Source organism: Herbiconiux sp. FW305-C-125 (assembly GCF_058783455.1).
In genome coordinates, this window is sequence record NZ_JBYSYO010000015.1 from 24215 (window position 1) to 39971 (window position 15757).

At 64.8% G+C, this 15757-nt stretch carries 19 protein-coding genes; 8 read left to right on the forward strand and 11 right to left on the reverse strand.

All coding sequences use genetic code 11. From position 1 onward, the window contains the following. Positions 1-15: 15 nt before the first annotated feature. From AC3WLB_RS22910 to AC3WLB_RS22920, 3 genes are read right to left on the reverse strand one after another with little or no spacing between them, the layout of a single operon-like run. On the reverse strand, positions 16-1116 hold the full coding sequence (locus tag AC3WLB_RS22910; RefSeq protein ID WP_492510068.1) for a hypothetical protein: 1101 nt from the start codon (positions 1114-1116) through the stop codon (positions 16-18). Next, positions 1113-1592: a hypothetical protein gene (locus AC3WLB_RS22915; RefSeq protein ID WP_492510070.1), complete on the reverse strand. Its 480-nt coding sequence runs from the start codon at positions 1590-1592 to the stop codon at positions 1113-1115. Before AC3WLB_RS22915 ends, AC3WLB_RS22910 begins: the two co-directional genes overlap by 4 nt. 29 nt (positions 1593-1621) lie before the next feature. Beyond that, entirely contained in the window at positions 1622-1900 is a 279-nt protein-coding gene (locus AC3WLB_RS22920; protein ID WP_492510072.1) for a hypothetical protein, read from the reverse strand. A 111-nt stretch (positions 1901-2011) separates the two neighbouring features. On the opposite strand from AC3WLB_RS22920, the gene mobF reads away from it, so the two are divergent. After that, complete coding sequence (mobF, locus tag AC3WLB_RS22925) at positions 2012-5356, forward strand: MobF family relaxase (RefSeq protein ID WP_492510074.1); 3345 nt, start codon at positions 2012-2014, stop codon at positions 5354-5356. Between the two features lie 107 nt (positions 5357-5463). Here the strand turns inward: mobF and AC3WLB_RS22930 are convergent, their stop codons facing one another. Next, entirely contained in the window at positions 5464-5667 is a 204-nt protein-coding gene (locus tag AC3WLB_RS22930; protein WP_492510076.1) for a hypothetical protein, read from the reverse strand. A gap of 104 nt (positions 5668-5771) precedes the next feature. Between AC3WLB_RS22930 and AC3WLB_RS22935 the strand changes: the two genes are divergently transcribed. Next, positions 5772-5963 (forward strand): hypothetical protein, encoded by a 192-nt coding sequence (locus AC3WLB_RS22935; protein WP_492510078.1) that lies wholly within the window; start codon positions 5772-5774, stop codon positions 5961-5963. 41 nt (positions 5964-6004) lie between these two features. Here the strand turns inward: AC3WLB_RS22935 and AC3WLB_RS22940 are convergent, their stop codons facing one another. The 5 genes from AC3WLB_RS22940 to AC3WLB_RS22960 all read right to left on the reverse strand — a co-directional run bounded on the left by AC3WLB_RS22940 (position 6005) and on the right by AC3WLB_RS22960 (position 8899). After that, positions 6005-6184: a YegP family protein gene (locus tag AC3WLB_RS22940; RefSeq protein WP_492510080.1), complete on the reverse strand. Its 180-nt coding sequence runs from the start codon at positions 6182-6184 to the stop codon at positions 6005-6007. A 71-nt stretch (positions 6185-6255) separates the two neighbouring features. Continuing rightward, complete coding sequence (locus tag AC3WLB_RS22945) at positions 6256-6471, reverse strand: hypothetical protein (protein WP_492510082.1); 216 nt, start codon at positions 6469-6471, stop codon at positions 6256-6258. Positions 6472-6507: 36 nt separating this feature from the next. Continuing rightward, entirely contained in the window at positions 6508-6636 is a 129-nt protein-coding gene (locus tag AC3WLB_RS22950; RefSeq protein WP_492510084.1) for a hypothetical protein, read from the reverse strand. A 290-nt stretch (positions 6637-6926) separates the two neighbouring features. Then, complete coding sequence (locus tag AC3WLB_RS22955) at positions 6927-8090, reverse strand: SURF1 family cytochrome oxidase biogenesis protein (RefSeq protein WP_492510086.1); 1164 nt, start codon at positions 8088-8090, stop codon at positions 6927-6929. Positions 8091-8137: 47 nt separating this feature from the next. Next, on the reverse strand, positions 8138-8899 hold the full coding sequence (locus AC3WLB_RS22960; protein ID WP_492510088.1) for a TerC family protein: 762 nt from the start codon (positions 8897-8899) through the stop codon (positions 8138-8140). Positions 8900-9097: 198 nt separating this feature from the next. Between AC3WLB_RS22960 and AC3WLB_RS22965 the strand changes: the two genes are divergently transcribed. The 5 genes from AC3WLB_RS22965 (at position 9098) to AC3WLB_RS22985 (ending at position 12874) form a co-directional block, all read left to right on the forward strand. Beyond that, a complete protein-coding gene (locus AC3WLB_RS22965; RefSeq protein WP_492510090.1) occupies positions 9098-9532 on the forward strand; it encodes a hypothetical protein in 435 nt (144 codons plus the stop codon). A gap of 703 nt (positions 9533-10235) precedes the next feature. Continuing rightward, positions 10236-10817, forward strand: coding sequence for a M23 family metallopeptidase (locus tag AC3WLB_RS22970; RefSeq protein ID WP_492510093.1), 582 nt, complete (start codon positions 10236-10238; stop codon positions 10815-10817). A gap of 17 nt (positions 10818-10834) precedes the next feature. Next, positions 10835-11572 carry a DsbA family protein gene (locus AC3WLB_RS22975; RefSeq protein ID WP_492510095.1) on the forward strand — a complete coding sequence of 246 codons (738 nt, stop codon included), beginning with the start codon at positions 10835-10837 and terminating at the stop codon, positions 11570-11572. A gap of 70 nt (positions 11573-11642) precedes the next feature. Beyond that, a complete protein-coding gene (locus tag AC3WLB_RS22980) occupies positions 11643-12149 on the forward strand; it encodes a TlpA family protein disulfide reductase (RefSeq protein WP_492510097.1) in 507 nt (168 codons plus the stop codon). Then, the gene (locus AC3WLB_RS22985) at positions 12149-12874 is read left to right on the forward strand and encodes a cytochrome c biogenesis CcdA family protein (protein ID WP_492510197.1); all 726 of its coding nucleotides are present in this window, start codon (positions 12149-12151) and stop codon (positions 12872-12874) included. Before AC3WLB_RS22980 ends, AC3WLB_RS22985 begins: the two co-directional genes overlap by 1 nt. 6 nt (positions 12875-12880) lie before the next feature. Here AC3WLB_RS22985 and AC3WLB_RS22990 read toward each other — a convergent pair whose 3' ends face one another. Then, positions 12881-13804, reverse strand: coding sequence for a cation diffusion facilitator family transporter (locus AC3WLB_RS22990; protein ID WP_492510099.1), 924 nt, complete (start codon positions 13802-13804; stop codon positions 12881-12883). 72 nt (positions 13805-13876) lie between these two features. Here AC3WLB_RS22990 and AC3WLB_RS22995 point away from each other — a divergent pair, with 72 nt between their 5' ends. Next, on the forward strand, positions 13877-14197 hold the full coding sequence (locus AC3WLB_RS22995; protein WP_492510101.1) for an ArsR/SmtB family transcription factor: 321 nt from the start codon (positions 13877-13879) through the stop codon (positions 14195-14197). On the opposite strand, the gene lnt is transcribed toward AC3WLB_RS22995, so the two are convergent. After that, entirely contained in the window at positions 14157-15698 is a 1542-nt protein-coding gene (gene lnt, locus AC3WLB_RS23000; protein ID WP_492510103.1) for an apolipoprotein N-acyltransferase, read from the reverse strand. The two genes, AC3WLB_RS22995 and lnt, sit on opposite strands and share 41 nt — an antisense overlap. Between the last annotated feature and the right edge of the window lie 59 nt (positions 15699-15757).

Here is a 15757-nt window from a genome sequence, read left to right on the forward strand (position 1 = left end):
GTTCCTTTCGGTCGGTCAGTTGGTGACGTTGAGTGGGCCGTCGGTGTATCCGAAGTCGACGTGTTGGTGGTTGCAGGTGTCCTCGAATTGCGTGATGTGCGGCCACTCTTCGCCGCTACGGCACTGAATCTGGCCGGCGCGCGTGCCGTCCGGCGCGACCGATGACAGGAGATCGATAAGGGCGAGGTTGTTGTCCCCGTCGTTGCCAAGGTCGCCGCCGTTGATGGAGAAGAAGTCCACGGCGTAGCCGCCGCCCTTGAAGTAGTGCGCCGAGCCGGTGCCGGCACCTTCCAGAGAACCGGTGCAGTGCCGGTTGAGGTCGGACACTCCGACCGAATCGAACTTCTGGACCGCGAGGGCGATGAACTGCAACACGCGAACGTCGATCTTGCAGCCGTCCACCGCAGTGCCGTTGGCCATGTTCGTGATCTGCTCCGCGTAGCGGTCCTCCGCAAGGATCAACGACCCGTTATCCATGGCGGTTTGGAGCTGCTGCGCGACTTGCCGAGCATCACCGGAAACGCTGCACGCCGAGCCCGAAGAGCCGCCGAGCTTGGCGAGGTAGTCGGTCACCGCGACGGCGCCGGGGCGGGATTTCACGTAGTGGTAGGGATCGGAGTTGCCCTGCACGGCGTTGATCGCGATCGAGGGTTCCATCTGCTCCCAACCGGCCACGCCCACCAGGGCTTGGTAGAACAGCCGCGCGGCCGTTGGAGGGTCCATCCGTTCCGCGACAGTGCCCCACCAGTGCTGCTGCTGGAACAGTCCCATGGAATCGGCTACCGAACCGTCAGGGTTGATCGCGCCGTCACCTTCGCTCGTGTTGTTCAGGCTCGATTCACCGATCGCCGCCTGCACGCCGAGAGTCTGCGCCGCGGCCGGCAATTTCATCGCGGCGGCAGCGTTGATGATCGCGGCAGCGTTCGCCAACTGCTCGCGTCCAAACCCCGACACATTTGCGTCGGCGGGGATCGCCGCTGCGTTGACCGTGCCGGCCGCAGACGGCGTGCAGGCGTTCGCGGGATCACTGCCCAGTGATGTGATCCCGAGCACCAGGCCGAGGATCAGCGCCATGGGAAGCGCGATCACCGCGAGGACGATTCCACCGGCCTTCATTCCGGGGGTGCCATTCTCTCAACCCGCCACGGTGCCGAGGTCACCGGCCGCGTCACATAAGCCTCATACACGCCGGCATCGGTCGGCACGTTCACGCGAAACACGTAGGCGTTATCGCCGTCCCGCACGCTCGCATCCCCGGTGACGGACTTGCACGGCACGGTCGCAGGGTTGACCGTGTTGTAGGCGACCGCGCCGGCGTCGGTCAGGAGCGGAGACAGCGCCGCTATCCACTCGCCTTTGCTCACGCTCGGCCGGCAGTATGCCGTGACGGCGGCGATCGCAGCTGCTACCGCGTCGGTCGCCGCGGCCGGGTCATCTTCCGGTTTGGCATCCTGGGGAGGTATGGCCGGGACGCCCGCGCCTGGAGTGCTTGGCGTGGACTCCGTGGTGGGGAGATCGGACTGTGGGACGATCGACATTGTGTCGGGGGGCACGCACCCGGCGAGAGCGCCGCACGTGACTGCGAGCAGCACGGCCAGCATCCCGGCGCGCGCCCCGCGCATCACTCGCCGGCCTCGAGCAGATCAGCAGCCGGAACGGATGTGGGTCCCGAGGATCGACGCCGCGGCCGGGTCTTCGACGCCAACCCGAGCGTCTTCAGTTCCGACTCCGTCCAACCTGTTTTCAGCGCGGCCCTCCGTGCCGTATTGGCCTGCGCCTCTGCCTCCGCCAATTTGTCGGCTGCCGTCTGGGCCAGCTCCACAGCTTCCTGCAGCGCTTCTCCGGCAACGATCTTCGCTGCGACCTGTTCGTGCACGAGTTCTTGAACTGTCTTCGTCATATGTAGAAGCGTAGTTCCCATACAGCAAAATGACCATCTACAAGATGTCATTTAAGAGCAATGGGACAGATGCACGTATGCTACGGCGCTTCGCCGTAGTACATTCGATGCATGCGCGGGGGTCTGGTGTTCTTTCGAGGAGCGGGCGCGGCGGCCCGCGCGTACCTCGAATCCGATCACTCGCACGCCGACGAGTACTACCTCGCTGAGGCGGGAGCTGTCGCAGACTGGACGGCCTGGGACGGCAGTGGCCAGGAGCAGCGCGCCGCAGCGCTGGACGGCACGCAGTATCAAGCGTGGGTCGATTGGCTCAATCCCGAGAGCGGGGCGGAGCGCGGCATCCCGCGGGAAGAGACCCGCATCAATCGCAACGGTGAGATTGTCGTGAATCCGGCCTCGCCGCGATTCGTGGAAATGACCGTGAACTGCGACAAGAGCTTGTCCGTCGCCGCGGCGCTTGATCCGAAGGTTTCGACCGCGCTCGATGACGCACAGGCGGCGGCGGGGGAGGCCATGAACAGGTACATGGCGCAGAACTCCGTGACCCGAATTGGTGCCCGAGGTCAACAACGTCTCGTGCCGGTCGAGCGCATCGAGTCGGTGTCCGTGGTGCACCGTTCGTCACGCGCGGGCGACCCGCACCGCCACGTGCATGTGCAGTGGAACACCCGGGTGCTCGCAGAGGGGAAGTGGCGTGGCCTGCACACCGCTGCGACATTGAAGCAACAGGGCGCGCTGCGCGGTGTCGCGGAGGCCGCGATCAATTCTGACGAGCGATTGCAATCAGCACTTGCTGACGCCGGCTTTTCGTTCGACGCAGCCACCGGCAAGGTGACCAACTTGGAGCAGCAGGCGCGCGCTATGTCGAAGCGCGCCAACCAGATCGAGGCGAACCGGGCACGGTTCGAAGCCGAGTGGAGGCGGCAGAATCCGGCGCAGGAACCCGATGCGACCGTGCGCCGTGAGTGGGATCAGAAGGCGTGGGCGTTCGAGCGGCCGAGGAAGCGACGGGCGACCGAAAATGCCGAGGAAAAGTGGGTTCGTGAGTTGCGCGAGGACGGCCTCCAGGTAGACGGGTTCACGCCCGTGAACCGGCCGACGGCTGCGACGCTCGATCAGCTCAACCGCGCCGCGATCGCAGAGCGCGTCGTGACGATTGCCGGCTCGAAATCGTCGGCCTGGTCGCTTGCGGACTTGGAAGGCCACGTGGGCGTCACGGTGGGGCAGGCGGGCGTGCGAGCCACCCCGGAAGAGGTCACGGTGTTCGCGCGGACGATCGCGGCCGAAGTCGCAGTGAACCTCCCGCAGCTACACATGGACGTGCCCGGCCAGGTGCCGACGTGGGTACGTCATCTGACCAGCGAGCGGGTACAGCGCATCGAACGAGAGTTGCGCGTCGCCTTCAACCAGCGCGGCCTGAATTCCGGCCTCGCAGTTGATCCAACCGCGCCCGATGTCGCCGGTCTGAATGGTGAGCAGTCGACCGCAGCTCGTGCTCTGGCGACCCGAGCACCGCTCGTCGTGGTCGAGGGCGCGGCCGGTGCTGGCAAGACCACGATGCTCGCCGCGGCACGCGATCTCGCCGCCGCAAACGGCATCCGCTTCATGGTGCTCGCCCCAACTCTTCGCGCAGCGAACGAGGCCGCCAGCTCGATCAGCGCCCGGGCGTCGAGTGTGCACAAGCTCGTGCACGAGCACGGTTTCCGATGGGACGATAACGGCCGGTGGAGCCGCCTTGCCGTGGGCGATGTTGACCCGATGACCGGTGCGATCTACGACGGGCCGGCCGCGGCGTTCGCTGTCACTGCCGACACCCGGTTGGTGATCGACGAGGCTGGCATGATCGACCAGGACTTGGCACACGCCCTGATGACTGTGGCGGACGAGAACGGCGCACCGTTGGCGCTCGTGGGCGACCGGGCGCAGCTGCCGGCGATCGGGCGCGGGGGAGTGCTCGACATGGCCGTGGCCGCGCACCCGCGCCCGCTCGACCTGTCGGAGCTGTATCGGTTCCGCGAAGAGGGGTACGCCGAGCTGACGTTGCAGATGCGCGATCGCGCCGAACCTAAAGCCCTGTTCGATGACTTGGTGGCCCGAGCCAACATCGTGCTACATGCCACAGCCGACGAAGCGTGGGAAGCGATCACCGCTGATGTTGCAGCGCGCGCCGAGGCTGGTGCATCCGTCGCCGTGGCCGTCGCCACCAACGACCAGGCGACCGAGCTCAACGCACTCGTGCAAGCCGCGCATCGCGAAGCTGGCCGCACTCGGAAGCCTGCCGTGGAGGTCGCCGGCGCGGACGCGCTCACCCTTCGGGTAGGTGACCGGCTGATGACCCGACAAAACGACGCCGACCTGGGCGTCGCGAACCGCGACACTTGGACCGTCGATCGGGTGCACCGCGACGGCTCAGTGTCGATCAGCGACGGCGCACGCGAGGCCCGGTTGCCGCGTGAGTACGTCGAGGAAAATACGCACCTGGCGTACGCGTCGACCGAGTACGGCGTGCAGGGCGCAACCGTCGATTACGGCCATGGTGTTGTCACCGACTCGTCGTCGGCTCAGGCGGTCTACGTGGCCGCGACCCGTGGGCGCGAGCACAACGCGCTGCACATCGTGGCTGGCGACCGCGAAGAGGCCCGCGACATCTTCGTGAGCGCCATGAACCGCGAAGGCGGCGACCGCGGCACCGAGGCAGCACGCCTGGCCGCGCAGCGCGACTTGGAGGGGATTGTTTTGCCTGAGCACGATTACGACCCCGAAGTGCGCGCAAAGCGGCTTGCTGCCGAGGAACGCGTCTACCAGGGCGAAATGCGCGCGTGGGAGGCGGCGCGGGAGCAGTGGCAAGAGCGCAATCCCGACGTTCCGGTGGCTGGCTACCCGGCGGTAGCCGCCGCTGCCGAGCTCGCGGCCGTCGAGGCGACCGCGGCGCGGGATTCGCTCGAGCGGACGATCGCGGCCGAGGGCGTGAGCGCGGGCGAGCAGCAGTGGAGGACTGATTACGCCGCCGTGGCAGAGGCGGAAGCCGCGGCGCAGTCCGCGTCGGTGTTCCGCCGCAGCGCCGCCCAGAAGGAGGCGGAGGCGACGCGGAACCGCTTCCGGGCGCACCATAAGGCCGTGCCGGCGCCAACTGCTGGCCCCGCTCAAAGAGCGGCGTGGGCGCGTGCAGCGATTCGCGCAGGGGCAAGTGCCGGTCTCGACGTGGCGCGTGCGGCCGAGCAAGCGGCGATCGCGCGCCGAGCCCGGTTGCTGGCCGACCCGCCGCCGTCCGCAGTACAGCCGGCTGCACCGCGGCCAGGCACCGCGCAGCAGGAGGCCGGCAAGGATGCCGCTTACCGGGCGCGGCGGGCCAGCTGGAACCGTCAGCAAGGTGCGTCAGCTGACCAGACTGCGCAGAATGCCCGGACGGCCTCTCACCAGAAGTCTCGCGATAGGGCACCTACCCCCGAGCGTTAGTCGGTGCGAGCGACAGTTGGCGAAGCTGGACTACCCAGTTCTTGATTCGTGGCAGACGCTCTCGAGTCTTCTTGTTGAGCTCGATGAATTGACGTTTCGCGTGCGGTTCAGTCGAAGTGTCGCGGCGATGACCAGCGAATGCGTGGGGGCGCAACATGCTTCTCATTGATGTCGAGCCACACGGCGATAAGCTCGCGGGCTTGAGAGGCTACTTCGGATCGACTCAGGGCTTGAGTTATCGTGCCGAGCTCGGGAACTTCGATCATCCACCAGGTGCGGTCCTGGAACGCGACAGCGTCGTAACGCTTCATGGAATCTTCCTATCCGACTCCGCACAGGCGAAGAGAGCAACGTTACCCCGCCGCGTCGTAACCCAAGGCCTAGGGTTACGATTCAAATTCGCTTAACCGTGTAGGTGGTTGAGAACATCCTCATCAGCAGCCGGCTCATCTACCTCGTGCTCGCAGCCATTGTGCTGTTCGCACTCCACTGGGTCATCCGATCCGCCGTGCAAAGCGCGCTCCGCCGCCACCAGCTCTGGCTCGACGCGCAGAAGAACATCCCGCCCGGACCCACCGGAGCGATCGGCAACGTTCCTCACGACTGAACACGAGCCCTTCGAGGGCAAGCGCTCTGCGCGCGGCAGCCCTACGTCTGGTCGACGACCTCAGCATCCGGCGCGTTGCTCTTCACGGACTCGATGCCGTTCTTCGCGGACGCCTTCGAGGTGTACCCCTCGGACGTGGCGATGATCTCGCCGTTGCCGGCTTTTAGACGGAAACGGTACTCACCGTTCGAGGACTGGTACAGCTCAAACTTGCCGGCCATGATCTGCTCCCTGCTGGCCCACATCGGCGTGAGCCCCCGGCGACACAATATCGCCCCGTGCAGCAACAGAGCTAGAGGATGCCGCGCAGCGCCTCCACCGCGGACTCCGGCGACAGGAACGCCCCCAGCGCGTAGCCCCGCGCCGTCTCGCGGCTGTCATCAGCGTGACTGAGGCGGTAGCCATCTGACTCGCGTTCGACCCGCCAGGGCGTCTCCACGAGCACGCCGTCGACTTCTCGGACGACCCAGAAATGGTCATCCTCGATGCCGCGAGCGATGAAGAGCATGCGGCGATTATCGACCCATCCGCCGACGTCGCGCACTCACCCGTCGACGTCGACGCGCTCCAGCAGCTCGGGGTCGTCCCAGACAAGGCGGGCACGCACGTTGTTGATCGCCTTGCTCACCGGATAGGTGGTGATCGTGGAGGCGATTGCCTCGGACGTCGCCATGAGCATGTCGACTATCTCGGCCGGGTCGTCGAGGGGCGCCAGTTCTGAGGCTTCCCGCCGGCGTGCACGTAGGCGGTGATCGCCTCATTCACCTTGCCGTCGATCGCGAACCGTCCGCACATGACCCCACGCGACATCCGGCCGGCCTAGCCCGGCGAGGTGGCCGATCCGCACTTGGAAGCGCCGTCAGATCTCGCCACTGGATCGTCGTGCCTACCCGTCGACGCGTCGTCTCGCCTCGACCGCTGATTCCGGCGACACCAACTCTCCTGACGCGTCCCCGCGAGCAGTTAGGGCTCGTTGTGGTCGGGCTCCTGGAGTGCGTGGATGCTGTAAACAGTCGGTGCTGAAGAGGAACTATCGACGCCTGTGGTTTGATCGCCGGCGTGGGTCGTGTTGGTTCCGGAAGACAGGGTGCGTGGCTGGGATAAAGGCGGCGACGCCGTACCCCCGGAGACGCCCCAGCGACTGAGGGGAATGTATCCGTCGAGTGACTCGTCTTCAAGCTCCTCATCGGTAAATGGCTTGCTCGCGCGTTTGCGCAGCCGCTTAGACGCACGGACTTGCTCTTCGGGTTCATCGACGTTGAGCCGGCGATACTCTCTACGCATACCGAGACCGAGCGCTATGAACCCGATGAGGGCGAAGAGGAGCCATTGCAGCGCGTAGGAGTAATGGGTGCTGACATCCTTGATAGGCATAGTCGTTTGGATGGGCGTGAGCCCAGCTTGCGCAGTAGAGGACTGACTGTCGAGCACACCGTATGCCCTGGTGTAAAGGTCTCCGGCAATCTTCTGCTGCACCCAAGGCAGAGTGATCGAACCAATCTGATTTCCCGACGGTGTTAGTGTTCCGCGTGGTGCTTCGCTGGGCCTCAGCTGCGCGACAATTTCGACTGTCCCCGACGGTGGCTGAGGTATCGGATCGGGGGCCAGTGCATCGTCGGCGGAGGGGGGCACCCATCCGCGGTCAATCATGAACGTCGAGCCGTCGCCGAGTTGTAGGGGAGTGAGTACCTCGAAGCCGTTGTTGCCGGCGTTCAAGCGGTTCCGGACGATGAGTTCATCGTCCGTGCGGTAGACACCTCTGAGGGTAACTCGCTGCCAGTTTTGGCTCGCGTCAAAGGAGCCGAGCGAAGGTAAAGCCTCTTCAATCGGCACGGGCGTGCCGGAGAAGTTGGTTGCGACGATGCTGTTGTCGACTGACGTCTGTTGACCGCGATTGAACTGCCAATTGGAAAGAAGCACGCAGGCGATCGCGAAGATGATAGCTGAGGCCATATATCCGTACCACCGCCATGTGCGAAGGAACCGCCACCCGATCATCCCCGCGGTAACGGTGTCGTACACCGCGACCGGAACTCCTCGCCGTGCGACTGGCGAAATGAGTTCGCCAGTGCGTTGAGGCGTGAGTTCGGTTCGGCGATAAGCATCCGTCGCCGGGTCTTCGGTCATTTCTTGACTGCCTGGTCTCTCGGGAGGCCGAACGATTTACACATCTATCATTCCTCGTAGAGCTTCACGGGCTCGCGGCTTGCACCGTTGCGCTTGTCCTGTCGACGCTTGTACGCGAGATTGAGCGCCTCGACGACGATCGCGAACGCAATTGGGCCGTAGATGAGTGCCTTGTCGATTTTGACTCCGAATCCGTCCGTGATCAGGAATGCTCCGATCAGCACCAGGAAGGCGAGTGCGAGCATCTTGACAGTGGGGTGCCGATTCACGAACGCGAAGATGTACTTCGAACTGAGCAGCATCACCCCGAAGGACAGCACTACGGCCGAAATGATGATCACCAGGTTGTCGACCATTCCGACTGCAGTGATGACAGAGTCGAACGAGAACACAATGTCCAGCAGCAAGATCTGCACGATCACGCCCCGAAACGAAACGACCCTTCCCGTTGCGGCGGCGCTCTCGCTCTTGCCCTCGAGTTTGTCGTGGATCTCGCGGACTGCTTTGTAGACGAGGAAGAGCCCGCCGATGATCAGGATGAGGTCTCGGCCGGAGAATCCCATGCCGAATACGCTGAAGAGGTCGGTAGTGAGGGTGATGATCCAGGAGGCCCCGAACAGCAGAGCGATCCGGACGAGCATCGCCAACGTCAAGCCGAGTACCCGGGCCCTGCCTTGCTGCTCAGGTGGCAGCTTGCCCGCAAGGATTGAGATGAAGATGACGTTATCGACGCCGAGAACGATCTCGAGGACGAACAAGGTCAGGAACGCAATAATCAGATCCGGCGTGAAAGCGAACGAGAGTTCCACCTTGAAGTCATTTCTCCTATCGGTCGGGGCTGCCCGCAGAGCCGGGGGCAGATGTGTGTACCCTAGCGGCGATAGTTCAGGATTTCCTGTATTAAGCAGGTTCTGTATCATTGACTCGTCGAGTCGGGGCCCGCAAGGTTTCTCAACTGACAAACCGGCCAAGCTAATCGACACCAGAGATGACAGACAGGAGAAGGAATGCGACTGAATTCGCGCTCCGCTCCTCGACTCTTCACGGCTTCCACCACGAAGTTGCTCGTCGGTTTGGTTGCCCTGCTTGCGGTAGTCACTGGATTGATGTCGATGCACGCGCTCGACGTGACGACCAGCCACTCCGGTCAGCCCACAGCTGTGATCGCCGAAATGCTCGTCACGACGGACCACGTTGATTCCATTGTCTCCACGACCTCCTCGAGCGACGTACTCCAGGGTGCTGGACTCATCGGGTGCGCGGCCGCGGGGCTGCTTTGCGCCCTCGGGGTCATCTGGCTGATCAAGCGGTCCCTGTACGCACGGACCCCGTCGGTGAAGAACGCCGCCAAGGCCCCACCGCGGGTGGCTCCGCTGACCGCGACGATCAGTATTCCAACCACAGCTCCGTCACCTTTCGCGCTCAGGGTCATTCGTACCTAGGCCCGGCTCACCTGGGCCGTTCGCGTGCCCGCACATGACCGACTAGATCCGCAGCCTGTGGATCTCGGACGGACACTCACGCCCCACCGCGCCGAGTCGGTGCACGAATCGGCGTGGCGTCCATTTCCGCAGGCGCAGCACGAAAGTGACATCTGTGAACCAGAGTTCCGATCAGGGCGCTGGCCTGCCCACCCGCCGAGCCCTCCGTGAGCAGGAGCGTGCATCTCAGCACGAAACCCCTGCGTCGACGCGACGGGGGCGCCACGTCCTCGAATCGACAAGCGCCTTGGCGCTGACCCGCCGCGAGATGCGACAACTCGAGCGCGCCGAGCGAGAAGAAGCCGAAGACTCCCGCAGGGGCGAACAAGCTCCCATTGAGCCCGCTCCACCTGTCGATGAACCGATCGTTCCAAGCCGCGAGCCTGAACCGATACCGATCCAAGTAACCGCTCAGACCCCCCTTGCCCCACTCCCGCCAGGCTGGCCAGCTGCGGTGAACGCTCGCGGAGCGGGAGCCCGCCAGGTTCCAGGCTTCCGCCCGGCACCGGCTGCCTCGCGATCCACAGCGGCATCCGCCGGTCGGCCCGCGCGTCGGACTCCGCGTATCCGCGCAGCCATCGCCTTATCGTTCGCGGCTCTCCTCGTCGCCGGAACCTCGCTCTCGGCAACGAATGCATCGCTGTCGTTCGCCTCGACTCCGCCGGTGGCGGAACTCGAACCACAAGAGCTGCTGACTGTCGCCGCGACCCAGGCCCAAGCGATCAGCCGAGACGGATATTCGGTCACGAAACCCGAAGTTGTCGCCGAAGCGAAGGCCGCGGCCGCCGGCTACCGCACGGCCAACACCTTCACGAACAATCCCACCAACGCCGTCCAATGGCCCTTCCCCGTCGGTGTCCCCATCAGCGACGGGTTCGGACCCCGCGAATCGCCCGGCGGCATCGGAAGCACTAACCACAAGGGGGTCGACTTCACCCCTGGGCAGGGAACCCCGGTGAACGCGGTCGCCGCCGGCGTCGTCCGACTCGTCCAAGAAACCGACGAGGGAGGCCTCGGCGTCTACGTCGTCATCGACCATGTCATCGACGGCGTGAAGGTCAGCAGCTGGTACGGACACATGCTCACAGGCTCACCCGTCGTGACCGAGGGTCAAGTCGTCCTGCCGGGCCAGCAACTCGGCGCCGTCGGCAACACGGGCGTCTCCACCGGAGCCCATACCCACCTGGAAATTCACGTCGAAGACACCCCCGTCGACCCCTTCGCCTGGATCTCCGCACGAAACTGACGAAACGGACCCCAGCCATGTCACAGAAGAAGAATCCGAACGCCGACGCGCGCGCCGCAGCAGCACGGACAACCGCCGAGCGGATGGCGGCAACGCGAAAACCCAGGAGCAAACCGATGATCATCGCTCTGGTCGCCGTGTTCGTCGCGATCGTCGCCGCAATCGCGATCATCGCGGTGAGCGTCACCCAGGGCATCGACCGCACCACCGCGGCTGCCGAAGAGGCGTCGGTGGTACGGGAGAACAGCCACGTCCTCGATCAAGCAGCAGACGGGAAGGTCACCCTCGTCGAATTCCTCGACTTCGAATGCGAAGCCTGCGGAGCGTTCTACCCGTACGTCGAACAGTTCCGGGAGGAATACAAGGGGAAGATCACCTTTGTCACGCGGTATTTTCCGATCCCGTCGCACCAGAACTCCCGAACCGCTGCGGTCGCAGTGGAAGCGGCTGCACAGCAGGACAAGTTCGAAGAGATGTACCAGCTGATGTTCCAGACCCAGAAAGCGTGGGGAGAGAATCAATCCTCGCAGGCGCCCCTCTTCCGCACCTATGCGGAGCAGATCGGTCTCGACCTGGCCGCCTACGACGAGGCGGTCGCCGATCCCGCCACCCTCGAGCGGGTGCTGCAGGACTACGACGAAGGCATCGCTCTCGGTGTCGACAGCACCCCCACGTTCTTTCTCAATGGGGAGAAGATGACCATCGACAGTCTCGAAGGTTTCCGGGCGCAACTCGATGCTGCGCTGGGTGAATAGCCGGAGGGCAGCGGCGTCAGGTGCCGTTGCCCTCCTCCTTCTCGGGCTCACGGGCTGCGCAGGCGGCGCTGTGTCTCCGAACGACCCCGACATCGGGTATGTTGCCGGCGACGGCTCCGTGCTGGAGATCCCGGAGGCTGAGCGCGGCGACCCGATCGACTTCGCTGGCATCGGAGACGACGGTCAGCCGATAGCGTCGACCGACTACGCCGGCGACGTCCTGGTGGTGAACTTCTGGTACGCTGGGTGCGCGCCATGCCGGCTCGAGGCACCCGATCTCGAGGCGATCTACCAGTCCTATCTGCCTCAGGAGGTCGGATTCCTCGGCGTGAACGTGCGCGACCGGGCCGCGACAGCTCAAGAATTCGCCACCACCTTCGGCGTCACCTACCCGTCGATCATCGACACCGACGCCGGTGTGCAACTCAGCTTCGCCGGACAGGTCGCACCGAACGCCGTTCCCACCACCCTCGTCCTGGACCGGCAGGGGCGGGTGGCCGCCCGCATACTCGGCCGCGTGACCGAGGTGTCCATTCTGGAATCGCTGATCGACCGCGTCCTGCAGGAGACCGGGTGATCCCGGAGCTGGTGTTCAGCGGACAGCTCGCAGCAGCCATCCCGTTCGCCGCCCTCGCCGGCCTGGTGTCTTTTGCATCTCCCTGCGTCCTTCCTCTGGTGCCCGGATATCTCGCCTACGTCGGAGGCTCGGCAGAATCGAGCCGCTCCCGAGGCAGAGTGCTGCTGGGAGCATCCCTCTTCGTCATCGGCTTCGCCATCGTGTTCATCGCTTACGGGGTACTCTTCGGGGCTCTCGGCTCCTGGCTGGTGCAGTGGCAGGACATCATCACCCGCATTCTCGGAGTCCCGGTCATCGTCATGGGCGTGGTGTTCCTCGGGTTCGTTCCCGGCCTTCAACGAACGGCGAGACTGTCCCTCAAGCCCGCCGTCGGACTCGGTGGGGCGCCGCTGCTCGGGATCGTGTTCGGGCTCGGCTGGACGCCCTGTTTCGGCCCGACCCTCGTCGCGATCTCCGCGCTCAGTCTGGAAAGCGGTTCAGCCGCCCGCGGAGCGCTCCTCGGATTCGCCTACTGCCTCGGCCTGGGCATCCCGTTCCTGCTCCTGGCCTGGGGCTTCAGCTTCGCACTCCGGGCGACCGCCTGGCTGCGCCGCTTCATCAGGCCGCTCAACATCGCCGGGGGAGTGCTCCTGATCATCCTGGGCAGCCTCATGGTCACCGGTCTCTGGACGGCGATCATCTACCAGCTCCAAGGCTTGATCGGCGGGTTCGTCACCCCGATCTGAGCCGGGTCAGGTGTGGACGGCATCCTCGTGTTCGGAGTGACTCGCCGGCTCCAACTGGAACGTCGAATGCTCGATCGACACCGCGAAATGAGTCGCCACGCAACTCTGCAGATCGTCCAGGATCTTCGGAGCGCTTCCGTCCCGGAAGCACTCATCGGCGATCACCACGTGTGCACTGATCACCGGCAGGTCAGAGGCCACCCGGCTGGCGTGCAGGTCATGCACCTGCAACACGTTCGGGAGCCGCAGCATGTGCGTGCGGACCTCGTCGAGATCCAGACCCTTTGGTGTGGTTTCGAGCAGCACGCTGACCGTCTCCTTCAACAGCTTCAGGGTGCGCGGAATGATCAACACGCCGATCAGCATGGCCACAATCGCGTCCGCCTGATAGAAGCCGGTCAGTCCGATGATGATGGCGCTGACGATGACGGCGACCGAGCCGAGCGCGTCGTTCACGACCTCGAGGAACGCAGCCCTGAGGTTGAAGTTCGCCGCCCGGTCGCCCGCCAGGATGATGATCGAGGCAACGTTGCCGACGAGGCCGATCACACCGAAGACGATGAGCTCGCCCGACGCGATCTCCGGCGGAGCGAACAGCCGCTGGATGCCTTCGACGAAGACGAAAACTCCGACTGCGAGAAGGATGGTCGCTTGACCAAGCGCTGCCAGAACTTCGGCGCGAGCGAACCCCCAAGTGCGTTTCGCGGACGTGGGCCGGGCCATCAGCCGGGCTGCCACCAGGGCGACGCTCAGTCCGAGGACATCGGTGAGCATGTGGGTGGCGTCGATGAGCAGGGCCAGGCTGCCGGTGAGGATCGAGCCGAACACCTCGGCGACGAAGATCGTCGCCGTGATCGACAGAGCGAGAGCGAGACGCTTGCTGTGGCTTCTCGCCGTGGAGGCAGGCGCATGCGAATGGTCAAGTCCCATACCCAGAATGGTACACATTCGGGTGAACTGTTAGGCGGTCTTTTCTCAGTTGATAACGGATATCATTCCACTATGGAAACTCTGACCGCCGTCGACGCTCTCGCTCGCTTCGGTCATGCACTCTCCGACCCCATCCGATCTCGCATTCTCGTCGAACTCTCGGCCGGCCCGGCGTATCCCGCCGAACTCTCCGAGCTTTTCGACGTGACCCGGCAGCGAATGTCGAATCACCTCGCGTGTCTGCGCGGCTGCGGCCTCGTGGTTGTCGTGCCCGAGGGCCGGCGGGTGCGTTACGAGCTCGCTGACCAGCGGCTCGCGCACGCACTCACCGATCTCCTCGGCGTCGTCCTGGTCACCGATCCGGCCCACGAGATGGACGCGCCACCAGTCTGAGCCGGGCTGCGGCCGCGGCCGCGAGGACGAAGAGCGGGCTGAGACTGATCAGCAGGGCGATGCTGCTTCCGAACCGCACCGCGGGCGTCACGGTCTCGGACGTCTGAACGTCGTCCACCATCACTCCGGCGGTGAACGGGTCGATCTGCGCGGTTGTGGTGCCATCTGGTGTGATTATCGCGCTCGTTCCGACGGTGGAGATGTTGACCACGGTCCGGCCCAGTTCGATCGCGCGAAGCCGGGCGATCGCCAACTGCTGCACGCTCTCGTCGGTTCGCCCGAAATCGGCGTTGTTGGACTGAGCGAGAACGATCTGCGCACCATCGGTGATCAGTGCTCGCATCACCCGGTCGTCGGTGATGTCGAAGCAGATCGCCGATCCGGCGGAAATCGGCCCGAGCGGCAGCACCCCGTCGCGCTGCCCCGGAACGTACTCGCGCTGTATCAGTCCGATCAGGTCCGGCGCCAACGACTCCCAGAAGGATCGGTCGGGCACATACTCGCCGAACGGGACCGGGTGCTTCTTGTCATAGACATCAACCACCCCATCGACAGGATCAACGGAGAGAGTCGAGTTGTAAAAGAGCCCCTCGCGTTCGGTGATCGTGCCCAACGTGAGCGGAGCGCCAAGCGAGGACGCGATCGCCGTGAGGCGTGCCATCTCGGAGGGGGAAGCGAGGGGGTCGAACTCGCTCGCATTCTCCGGCCACACCACCGCATCGACCCGCTCCCCGCCCAGCAGGGTGCTCGCTTCGACCTGAGCCGCGAGAAGGTCGCCTGGCGCCCGGTTCGAGAAGTACCCGGCAGGGCCATTGCCCTGCACGGCACCGACACGAAACGTTCCGGTCGGCTCGACCGGGAACACGGGAACGAGGATCAGCGCGGTCGCTGCCGACAGCAACGCGACGGAGAGCGGCGCGAGCCTCGCTCCTTCTTCCACCATGGCGAGCGTCACGGCGACCAGAGCAACGAGGACGAAGGAGAGGAACGCCATTCCGCCCCAGGAGACCAGCTCAGCGAACGGCCCCATCGACTGTGACATCGCGACCCGCCCCCAGGAGAAGCCGCCATACGGCCACGCTCCCGAGAATTCTTCGCGCCCGACCCACAACCCCGAGATCACGACCGGAAGGAGGAGAAGCCCACCCCACCGTCCGGGCCAGGCACGCGGGACCAGCCGATAGGCGATCGCTGTCAGCGCACCGAATGCCGCCCAGAAGAGCGACTCGGTGACCGTCAGCGCCAACCACGGAACGGGCCCCAGGTACTCGCCTGCCCAGGAGATTTGGACGAGATAGAACGACACACCTGCCAGGAAACCGATCAGCAGCCCCCGCGGAACCGACTGCCGGCGCAGCGCCAGGAGAACCATCGCTACGCCGACCACGGTCAGGGGCCACAGATTCTGACTTGGGAAGCCCGCATCCATCATCGGGCCGGAGAGCACGGCGACAAGAACGGCCGCCCACAACGGCAGCGGTCGGCGCGGAGCGGGGGTCACGAGACGCGACACTAAAGCCCGAGTCCGTGAATTCGCCGCGCGGGGCGCCCCAGCCGGGC

Coding starts and splice junctions, on each gene's coding strand:
- AC3WLB_RS22910 (WP_492510068.1), bottom strand. CDS start 1,116: ATGAAGGCCGGTGGAATCGTCCTCGCGGTGATCGCGCTTCCCATGGCG.
- AC3WLB_RS22995 (WP_492510101.1), top strand. CDS start 13,877: ATGGAAACTCTGACCGCCGTCGACGCTCTCGCTCGCTTCGGTCATGCA.
- mobF (WP_492510074.1), top strand. CDS start 2,012: ATGCGCGGGGGTCTGGTGTTCTTTCGAGGAGCGGGCGCGGCGGCCCGC.
- AC3WLB_RS22940 (WP_492510080.1), bottom strand. CDS start 6,184: ATGGCCGGCAAGTTTGAGCTGTACCAGTCCTCGAACGGTGAGTACCGT.
- AC3WLB_RS22920 (WP_492510072.1), bottom strand. CDS start 1,900: ATGACGAAGACAGTTCAAGAACTCGTGCACGAACAGGTCGCAGCGAAG.
- AC3WLB_RS22945 (WP_492510082.1), bottom strand. CDS start 6,471: ATGCTCTTCATCGCTCGCGGCATCGAGGATGACCATTTCTGGGTCGTC.
- AC3WLB_RS22990 (WP_492510099.1), bottom strand. CDS start 13,804: ATGGGACTTGACCATTCGCATGCGCCTGCCTCCACGGCGAGAAGCCAC.
- AC3WLB_RS22975 (WP_492510095.1), top strand. CDS start 10,835: ATGTCACAGAAGAAGAATCCGAACGCCGACGCGCGCGCCGCAGCAGCA.
- AC3WLB_RS22955 (WP_492510086.1), bottom strand. CDS start 8,090: ATGACCGAAGACCCGGCGACGGATGCTTATCGCCGAACCGAACTCACG.
- AC3WLB_RS22965 (WP_492510090.1), top strand. CDS start 9,098: ATGCGACTGAATTCGCGCTCCGCTCCTCGACTCTTCACGGCTTCCACC.
- AC3WLB_RS22950 (WP_492510084.1), bottom strand. CDS start 6,636: ATGGCGACGTCCGAGGCAATCGCCTCCACGATCACCACCTATCCGGTG.
- AC3WLB_RS22930 (WP_492510076.1), bottom strand. CDS start 5,667: ATGAAGCGTTACGACGCTGTCGCGTTCCAGGACCGCACCTGGTGGATG.